Origin of the sequence: Rhizobium sp. CFBP 13644, assembly GCF_014842165.1 — a bacterium.
Lineage (GTDB): Bacteria > Pseudomonadota > Alphaproteobacteria > Rhizobiales > Rhizobiaceae > Agrobacterium > Agrobacterium tumefaciens_C.
Genome location: NZ_JACYVF010000018.1, coordinates 1 through 19,158 on the forward strand (window position 1 = coordinate 1; position 19,158 = coordinate 19,158).

Sequence of the window (19,158 nt, forward strand, 5' to 3'; positions counted from 1 at the left end):
ACCGCCAGCCGAAATTCATCCTGCCGTCTACGGCAGATCGTCTGGAAAAGGGCGATGATATCGTCGGTCTCTCGCTGGTCTCCGCGCTCTGGTGCCGTTACTTCCATGGCGCATCCGATAGCGGCGCGCAGATCGTCTTCAATGATGCCAGCGCTGAGCGCCTGCAGGCCGCAGCCATCAAGGCTAAGGATGATCCGATGGCGTTTCTGGCGCTCGATGATATCTTCGGGGACGTCGCCAAATCAGACCTGTTCCAGAAACGCTTCGCCAATGCCTTGAAGACAGTGTGGGAGAAGGGTACGGCTGAGACGCTTGAACGTTACCTGCAAAACAAGCTGGTCGGATAGCGAGCACAGGTTTTACAACACATAAAGACGCTCCAGCTTTCGCTATCCTTGAAATGTGTCTGTCGACAATAGGTTTTCTCGGATGGCGGCAGATCGCAACGCTGCTACCGTCTTTACCTAGCGCCCGAAGCTCTTTGTAAAGCTGCATCAGTGTCAGCCGGTCGCGAGAGGGTTTGGGTCCTTATGAAGCGAGGCAATGCTCTATCTCGGCTTTCGACAGACCCGTCTTCTATAACGTTTGTTAGTCAGGTTTTTTCAGAACCCGCAGACGGCTAGGATACTTGTGGTGCAGCCGACGGGTGCCTTTAAGTCAATCAACCAAAGACCGCTAGCGATGCTTTCAGATCGCTTTATTAAATGTGTCTGCCTCACCTTCGATCGTGAAGGTGAATGTTACCAGTTCACTGTCATCTTCCTGCCGGATGCCAACTGCAGTCACAATCAACCGAGCGATCTCATCCTGTGCGTCACTGCCTGATCGAAACGAGTTCACCGTTTTCTCGATGGCGGGTGCGAATACTTCGCTGATAACACCCAGACGCATATTGTGTTTTATGATGATATCTCGGTCCTCAATGATCGCTACCTGTTCTGCTTTCGGGATGCCGGCATTGTCCATCGCGGTTATTGTCGCATTCGTCGCGAGCCTGAGCGGACCCTCGTTAAGCCAGCGATCAACCATTTGATGGAACTGGCGCATACGCGCCGCGGGAATAATTTTCTCTACAGTGATTGACATCTGCGTTCCTTTGTCAGCTTCCATTCAGGCTCATAAAAGACCTAAAAAGAGGACCTTCTATAGCGAACATTAAAAATTTGATCGAGCGGGGTTTATGAGTTCGAGCAACATCCCTCAATGCAATTGCTTTGAATCTCAGCGCCGCTGAGGATTATGGTAGGAAGCAAAACGATGATATCGGTTGGCCAGATGCGTGTTGACTACCACAACAAAGGGTGCGCGCCGCAGACAGACTTCAGTCACGCTGCCAGTTTCGGTTTTCCGTGTTGTCATAGCGTAGCGTCGGAAACCTTAACCTTGTCACTTTTGGGGACTGCCTGCTCATACCGTGCGTCCAAAGGCTCTTAAAGTCAGGCCTCTGTTTCTACTTTCACGATGTGACCCGATACAGAGCTTCCAGCATCTATATCGGGGAAGGGTACTGTCGCAATCTCTCGGTGCGGTGGACGCGAACTATCCATCATCGCCCCCCAATCGATTTCCTAGCCCTTCAAAACCGACATCAACGCCAGACCCATTGCCCGCGCCATCGCAGGCACGACCGCGTTTCCAATCTGGTCGGCTACAGGGCCTAGCCCGCCGACGAAATCCCACAAGTCCGGAAATCCCTGCAACCTCGCGCGCATGCGGTTCGTCAGGCCAGGCACGAAACCTTCCCGCGCACCTTCATCTTCCGTCGGCGCTGCTTTGGCCGGAGGCGCGCCGCGAAGCTGCTTCCCGTCGGCTCGGATCACCTCTCCATAACGCGCGCTGCCCTAATATCCGCGGATGGTATCCGCACAATAGTCGCAATCCTCCATGGACTGCAGCCAGGCTTTCGCGCCGGACCAGCCGTTTTCGCCCATAAGGTCGGCGAGGGCGTTTGCCACGTTAGCGGCGAGTCCTCGAAATTTCCTCGGCATCCGGAAGGCACCCGCTAGATCCCTACACATCCCCACCAACATGATGCGGGAGCGGTTCTGCGCGACGCCGGAGTCCTTGGTGTTGATCCGGTGGATTTCCGTCGAGTATCCTGCCTATGAGAATCCGCGTAGTAGAAATGCAACGTAGCCCGCGTGGCGCGAATGCTAGAGAGGCCTTCGACGTTCTCAAACAGGAATGCTGAACTGCACCCCATTTCGACCTGACAGTCGGCATAAGCAGAAAGGCTCAATCACAGGCTTGAGGACAGGCTTATGCCTAACGAGTATCGACACCTTGAATTGCTGAAGGAGATGTGCGCCGCAGGCAGTGGAGAACCGAGCAGAATCTGACAATTATTGAGCAGAGTTTTGAATCAGGCGAGACGGTATCACCGACCGCTCGCCGACATGGCGTTGCGAGCGATCTGCTTTATCTATGGCGAAGGCTTTTGAGTGAGGTAGGTGCCGCAGCCGTGGATTCTGAAGAGCCGGTTGTCGGGAATTCTGAAGTGAAGAAACTGGAGGATCGCGTTCGGGAACTGGAGCGCATGCGCGGTCGCAAGACGATGGAGGTCGAAATCCTCCGCGAAGCCCTTTCCAAAGCGGATTCAAAAAAACGGATATCGCGGCCGATCTTGTTGCCGAAGGACGGTTCCCGATGAAGACCGTCGCAGACAGGCTGTGCATCAATCGCTCGAACCTTGTCGAGCGGTTGAAAGGCAGATCAAAGCTACGCGGAGCCCACCTCAAGTCCAGTGAGCTCTGCCCTCCATTCGCAGGCGGGTGGGTCAAAAGCCAACCTATGCTATCGGTAGATCGTCGCGCTCCTAAATCGCGAAAGGTGAGCCGCCGATCACCCCAATACTAAATGCTACCCAGTTAAACCAACGGAGGCTACATAGCGCCAAATCAAATAAACCATACTTCATCATGTATTAATGATTTCAGATAGTATCCATAAGCACTTTTACCAAGCTTTTCAGCTAGTTTGGTCAATTCGTCGGAGCTGATATATCCCATCCGCCATGCAATTTCCTCGGGGCAGGCGATCTTGAAGCCTTGGCGCTTTTCGAGTGTCGCCACGAAAGCTGCTGCATCGAGCAAGCTATCCGGGGTTCCTGTGTCGAGCCACGCATAGCCACGTCCCATGCGCTCAACAAACAGTTCCCCGCGTTCAAGATACGTGCGGTTGACGTCTGTTATCTCTAGTTCCCCGCGTGCTGACGGTTTCAAGTTGGCTGCGATGTCTACTACCTTTTGATCGTAGAAATATAGACCGGTGACCGCCCAGTTCGATTTCGGCCGCTGTGGTTTTTCTTCGATCGAAGTCGCGTTCATGTTTGCATCGAAATCAATCACGCCATAACGTTCGGGGTCCGCGACATGATATGCAAATACCGTTGCGCCAGACATCCGGCTAGTCCCTGATTTCATGATCTCAGGGAGGCCATGGCCAAAGTATATATTATCTCCCAGAACGAGAGCGGATTGGTGCCCATATACAAAGTCTGCACCGATAATGAAAGCTTGCGCAAGCCCATCCGGAGTCGCCTGAACTTTATAACTAAGCGAGATTCCCCAGTTTGAGCCATCTCCAAGAAGTCGTTGGAAGGCCTCTAGGTCGTTCGGAGTCGTGATAATAAGAATGTCATTTATACCTGCCAGCATGAGTGTGGTCAGGGGGTAGTAAATCATAGGCTTGTCATAGACAGGCATCAATTGCTTTGAAACAGCCTGCGTTATTGGATACAGTCGGCTTCCTGTGCCCCCCGCAAGGATAATGCCTTTCATTTAAATCTCCTCAAATACATTCACGCAAGATCGCCTCAACGGTAACCTCTGTCGAATTTTGCCAAGTTGGCAATTGAATTCCATAAATTTCCGCGATTTTTCCACAATCTAGGCGTGAATCTGGTGGGCGCCTGGCCGGCGTGGGGTATTGTGTCGTGGCAATCCGCTCAACTGAAACAGATTTGAATCCCATCCTCCGAGACTGACTGAAGATCATCTCGGCAAAATCTGCCCAAGTTATCGAGCCAGATCCGCATAAGTGGAATGTCCCCCGTAGATCTCCGTCGGCATCTGAATGTAATCGGCTAGCGATCTCCAAAATTGCTGCGGCAAGATCAAGCGCCGAGGTGGGGCAGCCGCGCTGATCATCGACAACCCGCACAACTTCGTTTGTTTCCGAGAGGCGTAGCATCGTCTTTACAAAATTGTAGCCAAATGGCGAATAAATCCATGATGTCCGAAGGATGATGTGGTTAGGGTTTTCGACCGCAACGCGCTTTTCCCCTTCGAGTTTCGTCAACCCATAAACGCAGGATGGACTACAGATATCGGTTTCCAAATACGGTGCCTGTTTGCTGCCGTCAAAAACATAGTCCGTGGAAAGATGTATAATTGGAATTCCAAGATCACGCGCAGCGGCAGCAACGGCGCCTGCACCAACTGCATTAATTGCGAGGGCAAGCCCATGTTCATTTTCCGCCTTGTCGACAGCGGTGTAAGCTGCAGCGGATATGATCACGTGAGGGCGTGCGCCCTCAATCGCCTTCTTCACCGAAAATGGATCAGCAAGATCCAGTTCCGGTCTGCCTATTAGGATGACCTCTGCGGTGCCTAATGCACTCAAATGGAGAAGTGATTGGGCAACTTGGCCCTTTTTCCCTGTAACGGCTACCCGCAATACCATGCTAAGCCCGCACGCCGAGACGTTCGCCGGCATAGACCCTGGTGCGCAGCGGTCTCCACCATGCTTCGTTCTCGAGATACCAAGCGACTGTTTTTTCTATTCCTGTTTCGAAGGTTTCTCGTGCTTTCCAGCCCAGTTCGGTTTCTAGCTTCGTCGCATCAATCGCGTAGCGAGCATCGTGACCAGGACGATCAGTGACGTTTTTTATAAGGTTTTCGTGAGGCCTTTTATCAGTGAACGCATTGTCGAGAATTGCGCAAATCTTCTTAACAACTTCCATATTTGTTCGCTCGTTCCGCCCACCTACATTGTATTTCTCCCCAATGCGTCCTCGCGTCGCTATCGTGAACAGTGCTCGCACGTGGTCGTCGACATATAACCAGTCACGGATGTTCGAGCCGTTGCCATAAACTGGCAATGATTTCCCTTCGAGCGCGTTCAGAATTGTGAGGGGGATCAATTTTTCTGGGAAGTGGTATGGACCATAATTATTGGAACAATTGGAAATGACGACAGGCAGACCATAAGTTCTATGCCAAGCTGTTGCCAAGTGGTCGCTTGCAGCTTTCGAAGCTGAGTAGGGTGACGATGGATCGTAGCGAGTACCTTCTTCGAATAATCCCTCAGCCGTCAACGAGCCGTACACTTCATCAGTAGAAACGTGAAGGAAGCGAAAGTCATCCTTGGCTCTCCCCTGTAAGTTTTCCCAATAATCTTTGGCGGCTTGGAGCATTGTAAACGTACCGACAATGTTCGTTTGGATAAAATTCCCGGCGCTTGAGATAGAACGATCGACATGGCTCTCAGCAGCAAGATGCATCACGACATCAGGACGAAAGTCGGAGAAAACCTGTCGCATTTTGATTTCATCACATATGTCCGCATGTAGAAATCGGTAATTCGTCGAATTTTCGACACTTGAAAGCGATGCGAGGTTCCCCGCATATGTCAAACTGTCAATATTGAACACATCTGCCCCGATTTCGCTGACGAGGTAGCGGACAAGTGCTGACCCAATAAAACCCGCACCGCCGGTAACAATTATCCGCATAGTTTGTGCATCCTTTTGGCGTATGAAGATCAAAAATAGACCGGTAGATCAACGATTTTCGGGTGAGCGCAGTCCTTGTCAGAAAGGACCACATCTTTTTCCTGGACAGGCCACGCAATACCAATAGTCGGATCGTTCCAAGCGATACCAAAATCATGTTCGGGACTGTATGGCGCAGTGACCTTATAGTTAATGACGCTGTTGTCTTTCAGGGTCACGAAGCCATGTGCGAATCCGGCTGGGACCCACAGCTGAATGCCGTTCTCAGGAGTCAGTTCTTCACCGATCCAGTGACCAAACGACTTGGAACGACGTCTGATGTCTACGACAACATCAAAAATAGCGCCCTGCGAACACCGAACCAGTTTCCCTTGTGCAAATGGTGAGGCTTGAAAATGAAGCCCCCTAACGGTTCCGGCTTTGACAGATAGTGATTCGTTGTCTTGTGAAAAAACGACGTCCGCAACCTCATTTCGGAACCAGCTTTCTTTGAATGTTTCAGAAAAATAGCCTCGTTGGTCACTGTATCGTGGCGGCATTATTTTAACGACGCCTTCCATTGTAGTCATCTCGATGTTCATGCTGTCACTCCCAGCCCTAGCTTTTTTCCATGACCTGCAAATCATCGCAGAGAAGCATCTCTTCGCGAACCGTCGCCAACAGGGCCGTATCCAAACTTTCTTTAAATATCTCGCGCCGCTGAACCTGATAAACGAATTGCCGGTCTTTTTTTATGGCGGGGCAGTTCAATTTCCTGAGGAGGATAATTGGATGAGCGATAAGGAAATATTTTCCGAGATGACGATTACGGATCAGATGCTCGTCAGCTCCCTCTTGTTTCACGATGCGGCAATCCTTGATGATCCCTTCTTTTTTTGGATCAACGATCATTTGGTAGTTAATGACCGTGTCCAGCTCTTCGGTGGCAAGGTCCGGTAAAATTCTGTAAATATCATCAACCGTATATTTTGAGCCAATCGAAAATCCACGCGATCTGAAGTATTCTGTCATCTTTATTTCACACTGACGAATAACCGCATTCTTATTGTTGCTCAAAAATAGATCTCTCCAGTATTGAAGAAATGCTTCGCTCTGTATGATTTTCTTGTTAAAGTTAAATAGATATGACTGAATATGGTGGCGCTTCTCAATTTTGTATTGGTTGTTTAACACAAGGCCGTACATGTCAAAATTTTGATTCTTTATTTCCGAAAGGAAGCCGCAATTTCTTTTAAGTGGAAACCAGATGCTATCATTTATAACGAGGATATTCTCTAGTGGAACAGCTTGCTTAAGCAAATGCATTATTCCCTGCCGATAGCCACCGAAATCGTAACCAAAATTCGGTCGTTGGATGATAACATTTGTGACGACCTTTAATTTATTCAAGTCGCTATCTGATAGCTTGGAATTAGATACCAAAACAGGGCTGAACCCATTGTCAACGAGGTGTTGTAGCGTATCGAATGTCGAACGCTGAATGCCGTGCGGTTGAAAAATAAGCAATATTGCAGCGCTATCCATAATCGGACAGTCACCTTCAGTAATTTCGACGTATTTACTAGTATATTTGTCAGAAATTCGCCGAATAGCGCTTGCGAAAAGCAGCCAAGGAATTTGACTAAGCTGAGAGCCTAATCGTTTCATTTCTCTTTTGAATTTCCAGGCTGGAACTCGCATCTATTGGTGACCTTACTAGCTCGTCAGATATCGAATATGTTTGAACGAGCTGCTCGTTCAGGATCGCGAATTATTGTTGCGCATAGCTATACAGAGCAACCATAGCCGCGGCATTGGCAACCACTGGTCATTTCTTTGTCGCATTTCCAGTCATTGCAATGCCTCTGCCGATGGAAGCAGCTGCAGTTCATACAGGCGTCTGAACGCACCTTCTTTCGAAAGAAGCTCGGTTTGAGAGCCCTGCTGGACGACCTTACCTTCTTCCATGACAAGAATATTGTGAGCGGACGATACAGTCGAGAGTCTGTGGGCAATGATGATTGTCGTCTTGCCCTCTGTCAGACGTGAAAGAGCCTGTTGGATGAGAGCTTCCGACTCCGAGTCTAGTGCGCTGGTTGCTTCATCCAAAATGAGAATGTCGGCGTTCCGCAACATGGCACGGGCCACAGTTATGCGTTGTTTTTGACCACCAGAAAGATTGGTGCCGTTTTCTCCCACCGGCGTGTCGTATCCCTGTGGGAGGCGAACGATAAAATCGTGAGCGTTGGCAGCTTTGGCTGCCTGGATGATTTCTTCTTCGCTTGCTCCCTCACGCCCAAGGCCAATGTTGTGCTTTACGCTCCCGCTAAACAAAAATGTGTCCTGACCTACGTAAGCCATGCGAGATCGAAGTGATTTGAAACGAGCTTTGCGAATATCAATCCCATCGATGGAAACAACTCCGCCTTCTGGGTCATAAAGGCGCATGATCAGGTTGATAATCGTCGACTTCCCGCCGCCAGACGCACCTATGAGGGCCGTTGTCTTTCCTGCAGGAAACGAAAGGTTTAGACCGTCGAACAATTTGTGGCCTGATGTGTAGGAGAATGTGACGTCCGTGAACGCAACCTCCCCGGGACCATCTGGCAGATCGACGGCGTTCTTGTCCTCAGAGAGATCAACAGGATGATCGATCAAGTCATACATCATCCGTACGCCAATGATGCCCGACTCCAAGCTGACTCGCATTCTGGCTAGGCGCTTTGCGGGCTCGTAAGCAAGCAGTAGCGCGGTGATGAACGACATCAATTCGCCCGGCGTATTGCCCTGCTGCAATACCCAAATGCCGCTTATGGCGACAACACCCGCGATCGCAAAGCCTGACAGGGTTTCCATGACTGGGCTTGATGCTGCTTCGAGGCGTGCGATGCTGTTAGCGCGCGTCTCAACATCACTGACATATTTGTCCATTCGCTGCTGCATGAACGTCTCAAGCCCAAAAGCCTTCACAACTTTGATGCCAGTTGCTGTCTCCTGGACGTTTTGAATAATCATGCCGAGTGAGGCTAACTCCTGCTCCATGATTTTACGAACCTGTTTCGTAAGAAAACGGATACCATAGATGGCTGCTGGGCCAATAACGGCAGCCATAATCGATAGCAGAGGTTGTTGAATAACCATCACCGCCACTAGACCTATCAAGGACAGGAGATCACGTACGAACGATGTAACAATGAGGTCAATGACCGCACGAGCAGCCTGCGCGTTACTGGTGATGCGCATCAACAGTTCGGACGATGGAAACTTGGAATGGAACGCTACGCCCTGTTTTAGGACGTGATTAAAAAGTCGCGATTGGGTTCTGGCGATAATATTGTTGCCAGCCTTACTCAGAAATACAGACTGTATGTAAGTTGCTACACCTTTTATAGCGAAGATCACCGCGACCGCGATGGCGACAGAGAATACCTTATCAATATCTTTTGAAACAACCGAAGCGTTTACAATGTCTCTCATGATCCAGGCGCTGGCTGAAGTCATAGCAGCCACCACAACCATAGCGGCAATAGCAATTCCGTACCAAGGCGCCTGGCTTTTGAAATTTTCAGAGAGCAGTCGCCCTAAGAGACTTCTTTGGTGCCGGGTTATGAATTTCGAAAACATCTACAGAGGCTCTTTTTGCTAAAAAATGACGTGACTTTAGAGCGGTGCCAACCAAGCCTGCTTTTGAACGTCTATGGGGGGAAAATCAAGGCACCTTCGTTCACTACGTGCAACATAACGCATAATGGTTTGTGAAGCCATTTATGTCCCATTTCAGCGTCGTCTTTCTTTCCCCACCCGAAGCTGCGGGCTTTAATACACCTCCATTACCAAGTCCGCCTTGAACGGTGGATTGCGTGCACAATAACTTGACTACCACAATTGTTGGTGCCATCGGATACGCGTGGTGGTTGGATTTTTGTCATTTTTCCATCCGGTAAAAAAACCAATCGGAGAGTGTGGTATGCACGTACTTCTAATCGGTAGTAGCTTTAGTGCCATGCCGATGCTTATGTCCCTTAAGGAGCGAGGCTTTCAAGTCACAACGATGGGCCGGCACACAGGGGACCCCTGCCATGCTTATTCGGATTCCGCGATTTATGAGGATTACTCCGATCAGGAGGCGCTCCTTAAGGCATGCCGCGAGCATGCTTTCGACTTCATCGTTCCAACGTGTAACGACTATTCCTACCTCGCTGCCTCTCACGTCGCAGGAATTATGGACTATTGTGGTTACGATACGGCTGAAGTTACCCAAACCCTTCACGTGAAGAGCCTTTTCCGCAAATTTTGCGATGATATCGGCATTCCTGTTCCACGCACCTACGGACATTTCAATGCTGGGGAGGCATTCTCAATTGGTGATTTCGCCGGGCGTGCGCTGGTCAAGCCCGTGGATAGCTTCAGTGGTAGAGGTGTAACGCTGGTCGATAGCGTCGATCAGGCGATAGCTGCGGCAGAGCGCGCATTCGAGATGTCGCGTGCAAGATCGGCAGTTGTCGAGGAATTCGTCGATGGTTCACTGCACAGCCATACCGCCTTCATTGCTGGTGGACAGGTTGTATGGCATGATTTCGTTGACGAATTTTGTGAAGTCTATCCCTATCAGGTTGACCGGTCGTCATATCCGTCAAGGCTTGGGCATAATCAGCGCGAAGCTGTTCATAAGGCGATGGAAAAGCTGATTCAGACACTGAAGCTGGAAGATGGATTGTTGCATACACAGTTCATTGCATCAGAGACGGATTTCTGGATCATTGAATGCATGCGTCGGTGCCCCGGTGATCTCTATGGCCACCAATTCAAGTATGCATGTGGCTTTGATTACGAAGACGCGTATGTGTCAACTTTCCTTGGCAAAGCGCCATCGGTGCCATCTTCACCAAGCACCAGTATTGATGTTGAGCGTCGGATCATTTCTGTCGACGCCAATGTGCCATTTTTTGCCGCAGGACTTCGTGCAGGCGGACGAGAAGTTATCTATGTACCATTGAAGGAAAGCGGCCAATTGCTGGAGCCTGCTCCTTTTGATAAGGCTGGTATTGTCTTCTTTAGAGGGACGAAAGAAGTCGCTCGCGGTGATGAAGAAACTGATCCGACCTTCCTTCCCGGGTATTTCGCGCTGTGAGGCCAGCTTATCGTTGGTAAACAATATTGATTATGAGGGGTAATTTCACACGTGACTGATTTGGATGGAAATTGGAGCGACGACGAAAGTCAGCGTGCGATCGAGTTTTGCAAAGCATATCTTGATGCCCCGCAGTCGCAGCGTTATATTTTCGGTCGGAATGTCTATGCAAAAGCCGTTGCCGCTCAGTTGGAAATTGCGGCTTACATTGATGATTTCACCGACTTGACAATTAGTGAAGGCAGGCAGGTCGTTCGCTCTTCAGATATTCCGCATGACGCGTTGGTTCTAGCCGCCTCGGGCGGCATGCCTCTGAGCGTAGCTGCACTCTTGAACGAAAAATCTATCCGCAATCTGGACTATTTTGCCTTTTACAAATGGAGCGGATTGGATTTACCAGAAGCGGTCTTCAACGAGGGCTTTAATGAGCTCTATAAAGACAACAAAGACGCGGTGGTTTCGCTTTATGAGAAATTGGAAGACGACGAATCACGTTCGACACTCGAGCATTTGTTCGCGTTCCGCAATACGTATAATTTGCGCCATCTAGAGGGTTTTAAGGACCGACAGAAGGAACAGTATTTCGAAGATTTCTTGCAGCTGAAAACAGATGAAGCGGTTTTTGTAGACGTTGGGTGCTTTGATGGATACACGACCCAAGAGTTCGTAAAGCGGGTACCAACTTACGAGCATATCTATATTTTTGAACCAGATCGCGCCAATCGCGAGGTTTGTGCCACCAATCTCAAGAACCTCGATCGTCTTAGCCTTTTGCCCTATGGCGCCGGCAAAGCAGATGAGACTTTGCGCTTTTCACAGGCCGGATCTGCTTCTTCTATCAATCCGGATGGAACACTCGAGATTGAAGTGCGCAGAATTGACGGACTTGTCGATAAAAATCCATCATTCATAAAAATGGATATCGAGGGGGCAGAGATGGATGCTATAGTCGGGGCCCGCGAAACAATTCGAAAATCGAAGCCTGCGCTGGCGATCTGTGTATACCACCGACCGTCCGATTTTTGGGAAATTCCGAAGGCCGTTTTGGAACTTGTGCCTGGCTATAAAGTGTACCTTAGGCACTATACTGAATCGATTTACGAGACCGTTATGTATTTTGTCCACCCAAACGAGGGCAATTGATGTCTATTGCCGATTGTGATTTTATTCAGTTGCCGAGATTTGCGGATGTTCGCGGCGATCTCGTCGTGGCAGAAGGCAACATCCACGTACCGTTTGACATAAAGCGCGTCTATTATCTGTGCGGTGTTCCCCAAGGTGCTGCGCGGGGAGGGCATGGCCACAAGGAGTTGCGGCAGTTGCTCATTGCCGTTTCTGGTAGCTTTGATGCTGTGTTGGATGATGGTTTTGAGCGTAAAAGGGTCATGCTTTCAGATCCCGGCCGTGGCCTTCTTATTTGCCCAATGATCTGGCGAGAACTTGAAAACTTCTCCTCTGGCGCCGTCTGCCTTGTCTTGGCATCCATGGCTTATGACGAGCGAGATTATTACCGTGATTATGATTCATTTTTGACGGCTGCGAAGGAAAATATACCATGATTCCGTTTCTTGACCTGGGAGCCGGCTACCGAGAGCTTGAGCATGAGATCGATTCCGCAATAAAACGCGTTCTCACCAGCGGCTGGTATATTCTGGGCGAAGAGGTTGAGCATTTCGAAGCCGAGTATGCGGCATACTGCGACGCAAGTGAGACGGTAAGTGTCGCGAATGGCCTGGATGCTCTCATACTTTCGCTACGGGCGCTGGGCATTGGTCCTGGCGACGAAGTAATTGTTCCCTCCAACACCTTCATCGCCACGTGGTTGGCGGTTTCTGCCGTTGGCGCAAAGGCGGTGCCAGTTGAGCCCGATCCGCGGTACCACAATATTGATGCCGAATTGATTGTTGCAGCGATAACAACGCGGACAAAAGCTGTTATTGTCGTGCACCTCTACGGTCAGCCGGTTGATCTTGACAGCATTAAGAAAATTACAGCTAGTCACGGCCTTGCTCTTATTGAAGACGCAGCGCAGGCTCATGGAGCCCTCTATCGCGGTAAACGCATCGGCGCTCACGGGGATTTAGTCTGTTGGAGTTTTTACCCAGCCAAAAATCTGGGCGCGTATGGCGACGGTGGGGCAGTCACGACGCGCAACCAAGCGCTCGCAGCCAATATCAGGCTACTGCGTAATTATGGTTCCAAGGAAAAATATCGTAATGAAGTCCAGGGCGTGAACAGTCGGCTCGATCCAGTTCAGGCGGCAGTTCTTCGCGTTAAGCTAAAATATCTTGATGAGTGGAATGGCCGCCGCAAAACCATCGCTGCTGAGTATTTGAGTGCACTGGGTAATCTCGATTTAGCGCTACCGGAGGTTCCAGACTGGGCAGATCCAGTATGGCACCTGTTTGTTATCAAATCCCACGACCGTGAAGCCTTGCAGAAGCGACTATCGGACCAAGGTGTTTCGACACAGATCCATTATCCTTTGGCCCCGTTCCAACAGCAGGCCTATGCGTCAGCGGCCGAAAGTTATGGTGCGCTTCCCATTGCAGAAAAAATCTCGTCTGAAGTGTTGAGTTTACCAATTGGGCCGCACCAGTCTGAAGATCACACTGCGAAGATAATCGCAGCGGTTCGTGTTGCTGCAAGGCGTGATTAATGTTGCCAGCATTCGCTAAAGTATCTCAATTAATCAAAACTGTAGGGCGATTAGCGCGATGGCGAATACTCGGTCAAACTTATGATTTGCAGCCGATTGAGTGTCTGACTGCCGGAAATAATACGGAATGCATTGAACAGGCAGAATCGCATCTCATTGAGAATTGCTTTTTTTTCTCAACCGATGAAATCCGCCCACATACCGATTTCTCCGCACGAGTATGAAAAGATCAGGGCACTTCTAATCTAGCCGATGCCAAATTTGCGTGGCATGTCGGAACCGTAGCCTTTGCTGCGTTAGTAAGACACTCGCCCGGCCTGTGCCGTTAGAGTTCGACAAAAATCAGGGGTTTCAATGACAACGAAAATTCTTCTTTCCGGACCAGGTCTAATTGGCAGGCAGCACGTCCGCCTTGTGCAGGAGCGGCATGACTGCGAGCTGGTCGGTATCGTCGCGCCTGATACCGACGAGAATAGCATTTTTGCCAAGTCAGTTTTGACGCCACTCTTTTCGGACTTTGTGAACGCGCTGACGTCAACCTCGCCGGATGGCGTCATCATAAGCTCGCCTAATCACTTTCATTATGAGCAAGCGGCTCTATGTCTGAATGCGGGCGTGCCCGCTCTGGTGGAGAAGCCGATAACCGATAGTCTTGAAGATGCGGCACGGTTGACTGAGCTGGTAGAGCAGACCAGCATTCCCCTCCTGATTGGCCATCACCGAACTTACAGTCCACTTGTTGATATTGTCCTGGAATTTCTCCGCTCAGAACGCTTTGGACGTCTGGTGGCTATCAATGGGTCAGCTCTTTTTCTCAAGCCTGACCATTACTTTGAGGACGGTCCATGGCGTAAAGTGAAAGGAGGGGGCCCCATTCTCATCAACCTCATTCATGAAATTGGTCTCATGCGTACGTTTGCTGGAGAAATCCATGCAGTCCAAGCGGTTGCGAGCAGCAGTTTAAGAGGCTTTGAGGTCGAGGATACAGTCGCGATTAATCTGGAGTTTAGCAACGGCGCTCTGGGGACGTTTATCTTGTCTGATGCAGCAGCAAGCAGTAAAAGTTGGGAAATGACGGCTGGCGAAAACCCGTCCTATCCGTTTTTTCCGCAGGACAGTTGCTATCACATGGCGGGAACTATGGGGTCCATCGACTTTCCAAGTATGAGTTTCCGGACTTATCCAAACGAGGATGGCCGCTCTTGGTGGAAACCATTCGAGCTTGGTCAACTCACTGTCCATCGTGCCGACCCTCTGGTGCGCCAACTCGATCATTTTTTGGATGTCATCAGGAATGGTACGCCTCCGAAAGTGTCTGCTTTCGACGGCTACAAAAATATGCGAGTATTGGTTGCGGTTAATGAAGCGATCGCTTCTGGGGCGCGCACTTACGTTTCGGAGTAGCGGTGTGGGCGACTTTAAGTTGGTTTCAAATGGCAATAAACAAGCTTGAACGTCGCCCTCAGCCTCAGGTGAGGAATATTATTCTTATCGCCAATGAAACGTCGCAGAAACAATTGATCTCCGCGCCTTCCTGCTGCGGAGATGGCCCTTCTGGACACTTCGCGCACTAGCTTACGGGCTGCGGAAGTGCCGAGACTTTGTTTTGCAGATCGGATGGAAATCTCTAGGTCTTCGTAGTTTGTGAAGACGACGCTGTCCCACCTAAAATGGTGCCAGTGCTCTTGTGGGACGAAACGGGAAACGACCTCTAGTATTGATGTAAACTGACGAACCGCGTTTCGATGAATGTTGCTCGCGTGGATGCGATAGAGCCATTCACTTTTCTCGTCGAAAAAGAACTTTTGACCTGAGTTTTGAAGATGTTCGAAAAGACGCATAAAAAATGCGTAGTCGTCTGAAATCGTTCCGGACGCAAAACCACCCATCTCTTCGATCACGCTGCGCCGCAAGACGACACCCTGAAGGAATATCCTTGAAACGCGTTTGAAAAGATGTTGGCGCAATATTTCCTCCGGCTCGGAACTTCTAAGCGCAGAGAGCAGCGCAGAATCATAAATTTCTGCTACTTTTGACTCGATGTTTTCGTTCAAAAATCTTAGCCGGGGAATGACAATGCCAATGTTGTCGTCCCTTTCCATAAGGTCAATTGCTGAACGCAGATCGTACGTTGAGCCAAGTTGGTCATCGCCCGCCATGAACAAAATATATGGGCTAGACGAAGCGTCGACTAGTTTTTGCGTATTTAAGGCAATGTTTCCTGTATTACTTTCATTAAGCAATAGATGTATTTTTTTATGCTGGCTTGCCAACTCTTTGACGATGTCAGCTGAGTTATCCATTGAATAATCGTCGAGCACGATGATTTCAGTGTCAGCGGTCCGCTGCTTGATAAGGCTAACAAGACAGTCCCGAATATACGGTCCATGGTTGTAACTTAGCACAATTGCAGATACTCTAGTCGACGAAAATTCTGAGTTAGGACTGTTCAAATTTTGCTTCCTGGATTGCCGCGGCCGACACTGATAACTGGTATACAATTTCATAAATTGCAACCATTCTCATTTCATTTTCTTCGCGGTTCGTTTTGGATCGAGCACTTGTGAGTCTTCATGACTAGTAAGGTTGAGCTGTAGGTAGCTAGGCTCAACCCGCCATAGATTGGGAGGATATCTTAGTGAATACCTTTTTGCACTTGGACAGGCTCGAAGCGGAAACGATTCATGTGCTTCGGGAGGTCGTTGCCACGTGCAAAAAGCCTGTGATGCTATATTCCATTGGCAAAGATTCCTCAGTTCTGATGCATATTGCCTTCAAAGCTTTTTATCCAGCCAAACCGCCATTTCCCTTTCTTCACGTCGATACAACGTGGAAGTTTCGAGAAATGATAGATTTCCGGGACAAAACAGCCAATCAACTCGGGCTCGATCTCATTGTCCATAAAAATCCCGATGGGGTGCGAGACGGCATAAACCCTTTCGATCATGGTCCAAGCCACCACACCTACGTTTGGAAAACAGCAGGGCTTAGGCAAGCTCTTGATCAGTATGGCTTCGACACGGCATTCGGCGGAGCGCGCCGTGATGAAGAAAAATCTCGCGCGAAGGAGAGGATGTTTTCGTTCCGCAATCGAGACCATTCCTGGGATCCCAAAAACCAGCGTCCAGAAATGTGGAAGACCTATAATACGAGGATCAACCAGGGCGAGTCGATGCGGGTGTTCCCAATATCGAATTGGACAGAAAATGATATCTGGCAATACATAAAAAGAGAAAATATACCAATCGTTCCTTTGTATCTTGCCTCCCCACGCTCAGTCGTGGAAACCGATGGCGGCCTCATTCTGGCAGATGATAATCGTATGCCTGATGCCATGCGCTCCAAAGCCATGACGAAGATGGTGAGATTTCGCTCGCTTGGCTGCTATCCACTCACCGCGGCAATTGAGTCCAACGCGGATGACTTGGATGCCATACTCACGGAAATGTCGGAAACCCGTTTATCCGAACGCCAGGGGCGGTTGATAGAAAGGGGTGGTGCGGATTCCATGGAGTCTAAAAAGCGTGAAGGATATTTTTAATGAGCGCCAAATTTCTCGGCAACACTGTCGGAACAAAAGTAGTTTCTGGCTCCGACGCTCCTACTGAAATTTCACTTCTGCGTTTTATGGCATGTGGCTCAGTTGACGATGGCAAATCGACTCTGATTGGAAGGCTCTTGCAGGGAACAAATTCACTCTACGACGATGAACTCCTGACACTTGAACAAGACAGCCAACGATATGGTGGGGCTGATAGCGCAGTTGATTATGCGTTGTTACTTGATGGCCTGCAAGCAGAGCGCGAGCAAGGTATTACCATAGATGTCGCTTACCGGTTTATGTCAACCCCACGCCGAAAGTTCATTGTCGCAGACTGTCCCGGGCACGAAGAATACACGAGAAACATGGCAACGGGAGCATCCACTGCAGATTTGGCCGTATTGCTGGTGGATGCCCGTCATGGGATTCTCGCGCAGACGCGGCGGCACGCATATATAGCGGCCTTGCTTGGAATTCGACACATAATCTTCGCTGTAAACAAAATGGATTTGGTGGAGTTCGATGAGCTTAGATTCTTGTCTATTTCGTCATCTTGTCGGGATTTCGCAGAGAATCTAGGTGTTAAATCTGTGTTTGTCATTCCAGTTTCTGCAAAATTTGGCGATAATATTGTAGCTAAATCTCTTCGTACGCCGTGGTATGTTGGTAAAACCGTCCTTGAGCAGCTTGAGTCCGTTCCGGTTGACGTTATAGACGAAACTCGGCCGTTCCGATTGCCCGTTCAATTGGTCATCCGTCCAGATTCGACCTTTAGAGGTTTTGCCGGGCAAATTGCCTCAGGTAGAGTGGCGGTAGGGGATGAAGTCATTGTCGCAGTCTCTGGCGCAAGATCACGCGTCAAAGAGATCGTCACAAAAGATTTATCACTTCAAGAGGCCAAAGAAGGAGATGCTATCACGCTCGTCTTGGAAGATGAGATTGATGTCTCACGCGGTTCGCTTCTCATGTCACCTGCACAGCCAGCGCATGTTGCAGATCAACTGCAGGCTCACATAATTTGGTTTGGTCACACTGCATTGATTCCTGGCCGTAACTACCTGTTGCAGACCGAGAACGACACAGTGAGTGCAACAGTGAGCAGTTTACGGCATGAAATAAACGTGCACACCTTCGCTCATGAGGCGGCAAAGTCGCTTTCGATGAACAGCATCGGCGTGTGCAATCTATCGCTGCAGCGTGCAATTGCATTCGACGCCTATAAAGAGAACCGGGTCACTGGTAACTTTGTTCTGCTCGACCGCTTCACGAACGCCACCGTCGGAGCGGGAATGATTGATTTCCCACTTCGACGGTCTCTCAATCTGAAGTGGCAGGTCACGAATATTACAAACAGGGAGAGGTCAGAGATAAAGTCTCAAATCCCAGTGGTAGTTTGGTTCACCGGCTTGTCTGGCTCTGGAAAATCAACTATTGCGAATGCCGTTGAAACTCTTCTCTACGCCGAGGGAAAACACACATATTTGTTAGATGGAGATAATCTCCGGCATGGTTTGAATCGAGACCTTGGTTTTACCTCTGCCGACCGAGTAGAAAATATTCGGCGTGTTGCGGAAACAGCTAAGTTGATGGCCGATGCAGGGTTGATAGTACTTGTCGCCTCGATATCTCCCTTCGCGGCAGAACGGCGTTTTGCTCGTGAACTTCTGGACGATGGGGCGTTTATTGAAGTATTTGTTGATACACCAATTGAGGAGTGTTCCCGTCGTGATCCAAAAGGTTTGTATAAAAAAGCGGCTGCGGGAGAGATAGTGAATTTTACAGGGATTACTTCGCCGTATGAAGTTCCAGAGCGCCCAGATATTCACATTCGTACAATCGAAAAAAAAGTAGACGAAATAGCCTTGGACATCGTCAATCATTTGTCTATCGCACGGTAGTGCTCCCCAAACCTGAGAGTTCCGACTGCTGGCGCTACGCCTTCAGCGCTCTGCCCTAAGGCAGGTGTGCGCCTCGTTGATGTTGCATTTATAATAGCACTGAATATTACAGGTTGCGGGGTAAGGATTGCAGTGTAAGCGCCGTTTTGATGGCACGTGGTTTTACGCTTGACGGAATGGAATGACGTTGTTGCCGCGCATGAACGCGAGGGCACC

Annotated in this window: 17 protein-coding genes and 2 pseudogenes; 9 read left to right on the forward strand and 10 right to left on the reverse strand. The window is 49.6% G+C overall.

The features are described from left to right. On the forward strand, positions 1-347 hold a 347-nt coding region (locus IFT53_RS23155), incomplete at its 5' end, for a mannitol dehydrogenase family protein (RefSeq protein WP_446737717.1). Between the two features lie 340 nt (positions 348-687). On the opposite strand, the gene IFT53_RS23160 is transcribed toward IFT53_RS23155, so the two are convergent. From IFT53_RS23160 to IFT53_RS24245, 3 genes and pseudogenes are all read right to left on the reverse strand, one after another. Further along, on the reverse strand, positions 688-1,110 hold the full coding sequence (locus tag IFT53_RS23160) for a hypothetical protein (protein ID WP_244656461.1): 423 nt from the start codon (positions 1,108-1,110) through the stop codon (positions 688-690). Positions 1,111-1,568: 458 nt separating this feature from the next. Continuing rightward, on the reverse strand, positions 1,569-1,820 hold the full coding sequence (locus IFT53_RS24115) for a DNA cytosine methyltransferase (RefSeq protein ID WP_192068393.1): 252 nt from the start codon (positions 1,818-1,820) through the stop codon (positions 1,569-1,571). A gap of 21 nt (positions 1,821-1,841) precedes the next feature. Next, a pseudogene (locus tag IFT53_RS24245) lies at positions 1,842-2,090 on the reverse strand (DNA cytosine methyltransferase); the annotation flags it as partial. 171 nt (positions 2,091-2,261) lie between these two features. Between IFT53_RS24245 and IFT53_RS23175 the strand changes: the two are divergent. After that, positions 2,262-2,830: pseudogene (locus tag IFT53_RS23175) on the forward strand (transposase); the annotation flags it as partial. Positions 2,831-2,897: 67 nt separating this feature from the next. Here the strand turns inward: IFT53_RS23175 and rfbA are convergent. From rfbA to IFT53_RS23205, 6 genes are all read right to left on the reverse strand, one after another. After that, positions 2,898-3,779, reverse strand: a complete 882-nt coding sequence (rfbA, locus tag IFT53_RS23180) for a glucose-1-phosphate thymidylyltransferase RfbA (RefSeq protein ID WP_192068390.1) — start codon at positions 3,777-3,779, stop codon at positions 2,898-2,900. 10 nt (positions 3,780-3,789) lie between these two features. Next, positions 3,790-4,677: a dTDP-4-dehydrorhamnose reductase gene (gene rfbD, locus IFT53_RS23185; protein ID WP_192068394.1), complete on the reverse strand. Its 888-nt coding sequence runs from the start codon at positions 4,675-4,677 to the stop codon at positions 3,790-3,792. Positions 4,678-4,684: 7 nt separating this feature from the next. Next, the gene (gene rfbB, locus IFT53_RS23190; protein ID WP_192068389.1) at positions 4,685-5,734 is read right to left on the reverse strand and encodes a dTDP-glucose 4,6-dehydratase; all 1,050 of its coding nucleotides are present in this window, start codon (positions 5,732-5,734) and stop codon (positions 4,685-4,687) included. A 29-nt stretch (positions 5,735-5,763) separates the two neighbouring features. Beyond that, complete coding sequence (gene rfbC, locus IFT53_RS23195; RefSeq protein WP_192068387.1) at positions 5,764-6,315, reverse strand: dTDP-4-dehydrorhamnose 3,5-epimerase; 552 nt, start codon at positions 6,313-6,315, stop codon at positions 5,764-5,766. A gap of 16 nt (positions 6,316-6,331) precedes the next feature. Beyond that, a complete protein-coding gene (locus tag IFT53_RS23200; protein WP_192068385.1) occupies positions 6,332-7,414 on the reverse strand; it encodes a rhamnan synthesis F family protein in 1,083 nt (360 codons plus the stop codon). A gap of 150 nt (positions 7,415-7,564) precedes the next feature. After that, the gene (locus tag IFT53_RS23205; protein WP_192068384.1) at positions 7,565-9,337 is read right to left on the reverse strand and encodes an ABC transporter ATP-binding protein; all 1,773 of its coding nucleotides are present in this window, start codon (positions 9,335-9,337) and stop codon (positions 7,565-7,567) included. A gap of 343 nt (positions 9,338-9,680) precedes the next feature. On the opposite strand from IFT53_RS23205, the gene IFT53_RS23210 reads away from it, so the two are divergent. From IFT53_RS23210 to IFT53_RS23230, 5 genes are all read left to right on the forward strand, one after another. Next, positions 9,681-10,844, forward strand: coding sequence for an ATP-grasp domain-containing protein (locus tag IFT53_RS23210; RefSeq protein ID WP_192068382.1), 1,164 nt, complete (start codon positions 9,681-9,683; stop codon positions 10,842-10,844). Between the two features lie 51 nt (positions 10,845-10,895). After that, positions 10,896-11,987 carry an FkbM family methyltransferase gene (locus tag IFT53_RS23215; RefSeq protein WP_192068380.1) on the forward strand — a complete coding sequence of 364 codons (1,092 nt, stop codon included), beginning with the start codon at positions 10,896-10,898 and terminating at the stop codon, positions 11,985-11,987. Then, on the forward strand, positions 11,987-12,403 hold the full coding sequence (locus IFT53_RS23220; protein WP_192068378.1) for a sugar 3,4-ketoisomerase: 417 nt from the start codon (positions 11,987-11,989) through the stop codon (positions 12,401-12,403). The genes IFT53_RS23215 and IFT53_RS23220 overlap by 1 nt, the downstream gene beginning before the upstream one ends. Further along, positions 12,400-13,503 (forward strand): DegT/DnrJ/EryC1/StrS family aminotransferase, encoded by a 1,104-nt coding sequence (locus tag IFT53_RS23225; RefSeq protein WP_192068377.1) that lies wholly within the window; start codon positions 12,400-12,402, stop codon positions 13,501-13,503. Before IFT53_RS23220 ends, IFT53_RS23225 begins: the two co-directional genes overlap by 4 nt. Before the next feature lie 354 nt (positions 13,504-13,857). Further along, positions 13,858-14,907, forward strand: coding sequence for a Gfo/Idh/MocA family protein (locus tag IFT53_RS23230; protein WP_192068375.1), 1,050 nt, complete (start codon positions 13,858-13,860; stop codon positions 14,905-14,907). A gap of 14 nt (positions 14,908-14,921) precedes the next feature. On the opposite strand, the gene IFT53_RS23235 is transcribed toward IFT53_RS23230, so the two are convergent. Then, on the reverse strand, positions 14,922-16,010 hold the full coding sequence (locus IFT53_RS23235; RefSeq protein ID WP_244656460.1) for a glycosyltransferase family 2 protein: 1,089 nt from the start codon (positions 16,008-16,010) through the stop codon (positions 14,922-14,924). Positions 16,011-16,141: 131 nt separating this feature from the next. Between IFT53_RS23235 and cysD the strand changes: the two genes are divergently transcribed. Together cysD and cysC are read left to right on the forward strand one after the other, a co-directional pair. Next, positions 16,142-17,044, forward strand: coding sequence for a sulfate adenylyltransferase subunit CysD (gene cysD / locus IFT53_RS23240; protein WP_192068371.1), 903 nt, complete (start codon positions 16,142-16,144; stop codon positions 17,042-17,044). Further along, complete coding sequence (gene cysC / locus IFT53_RS23245; protein ID WP_192068369.1) at positions 17,044-18,942, forward strand: adenylyl-sulfate kinase; 1,899 nt, start codon at positions 17,044-17,046, stop codon at positions 18,940-18,942. The genes cysD and cysC overlap by 1 nt, the downstream gene beginning before the upstream one ends. Positions 18,943-19,158 lie beyond the last annotated feature (216 nt).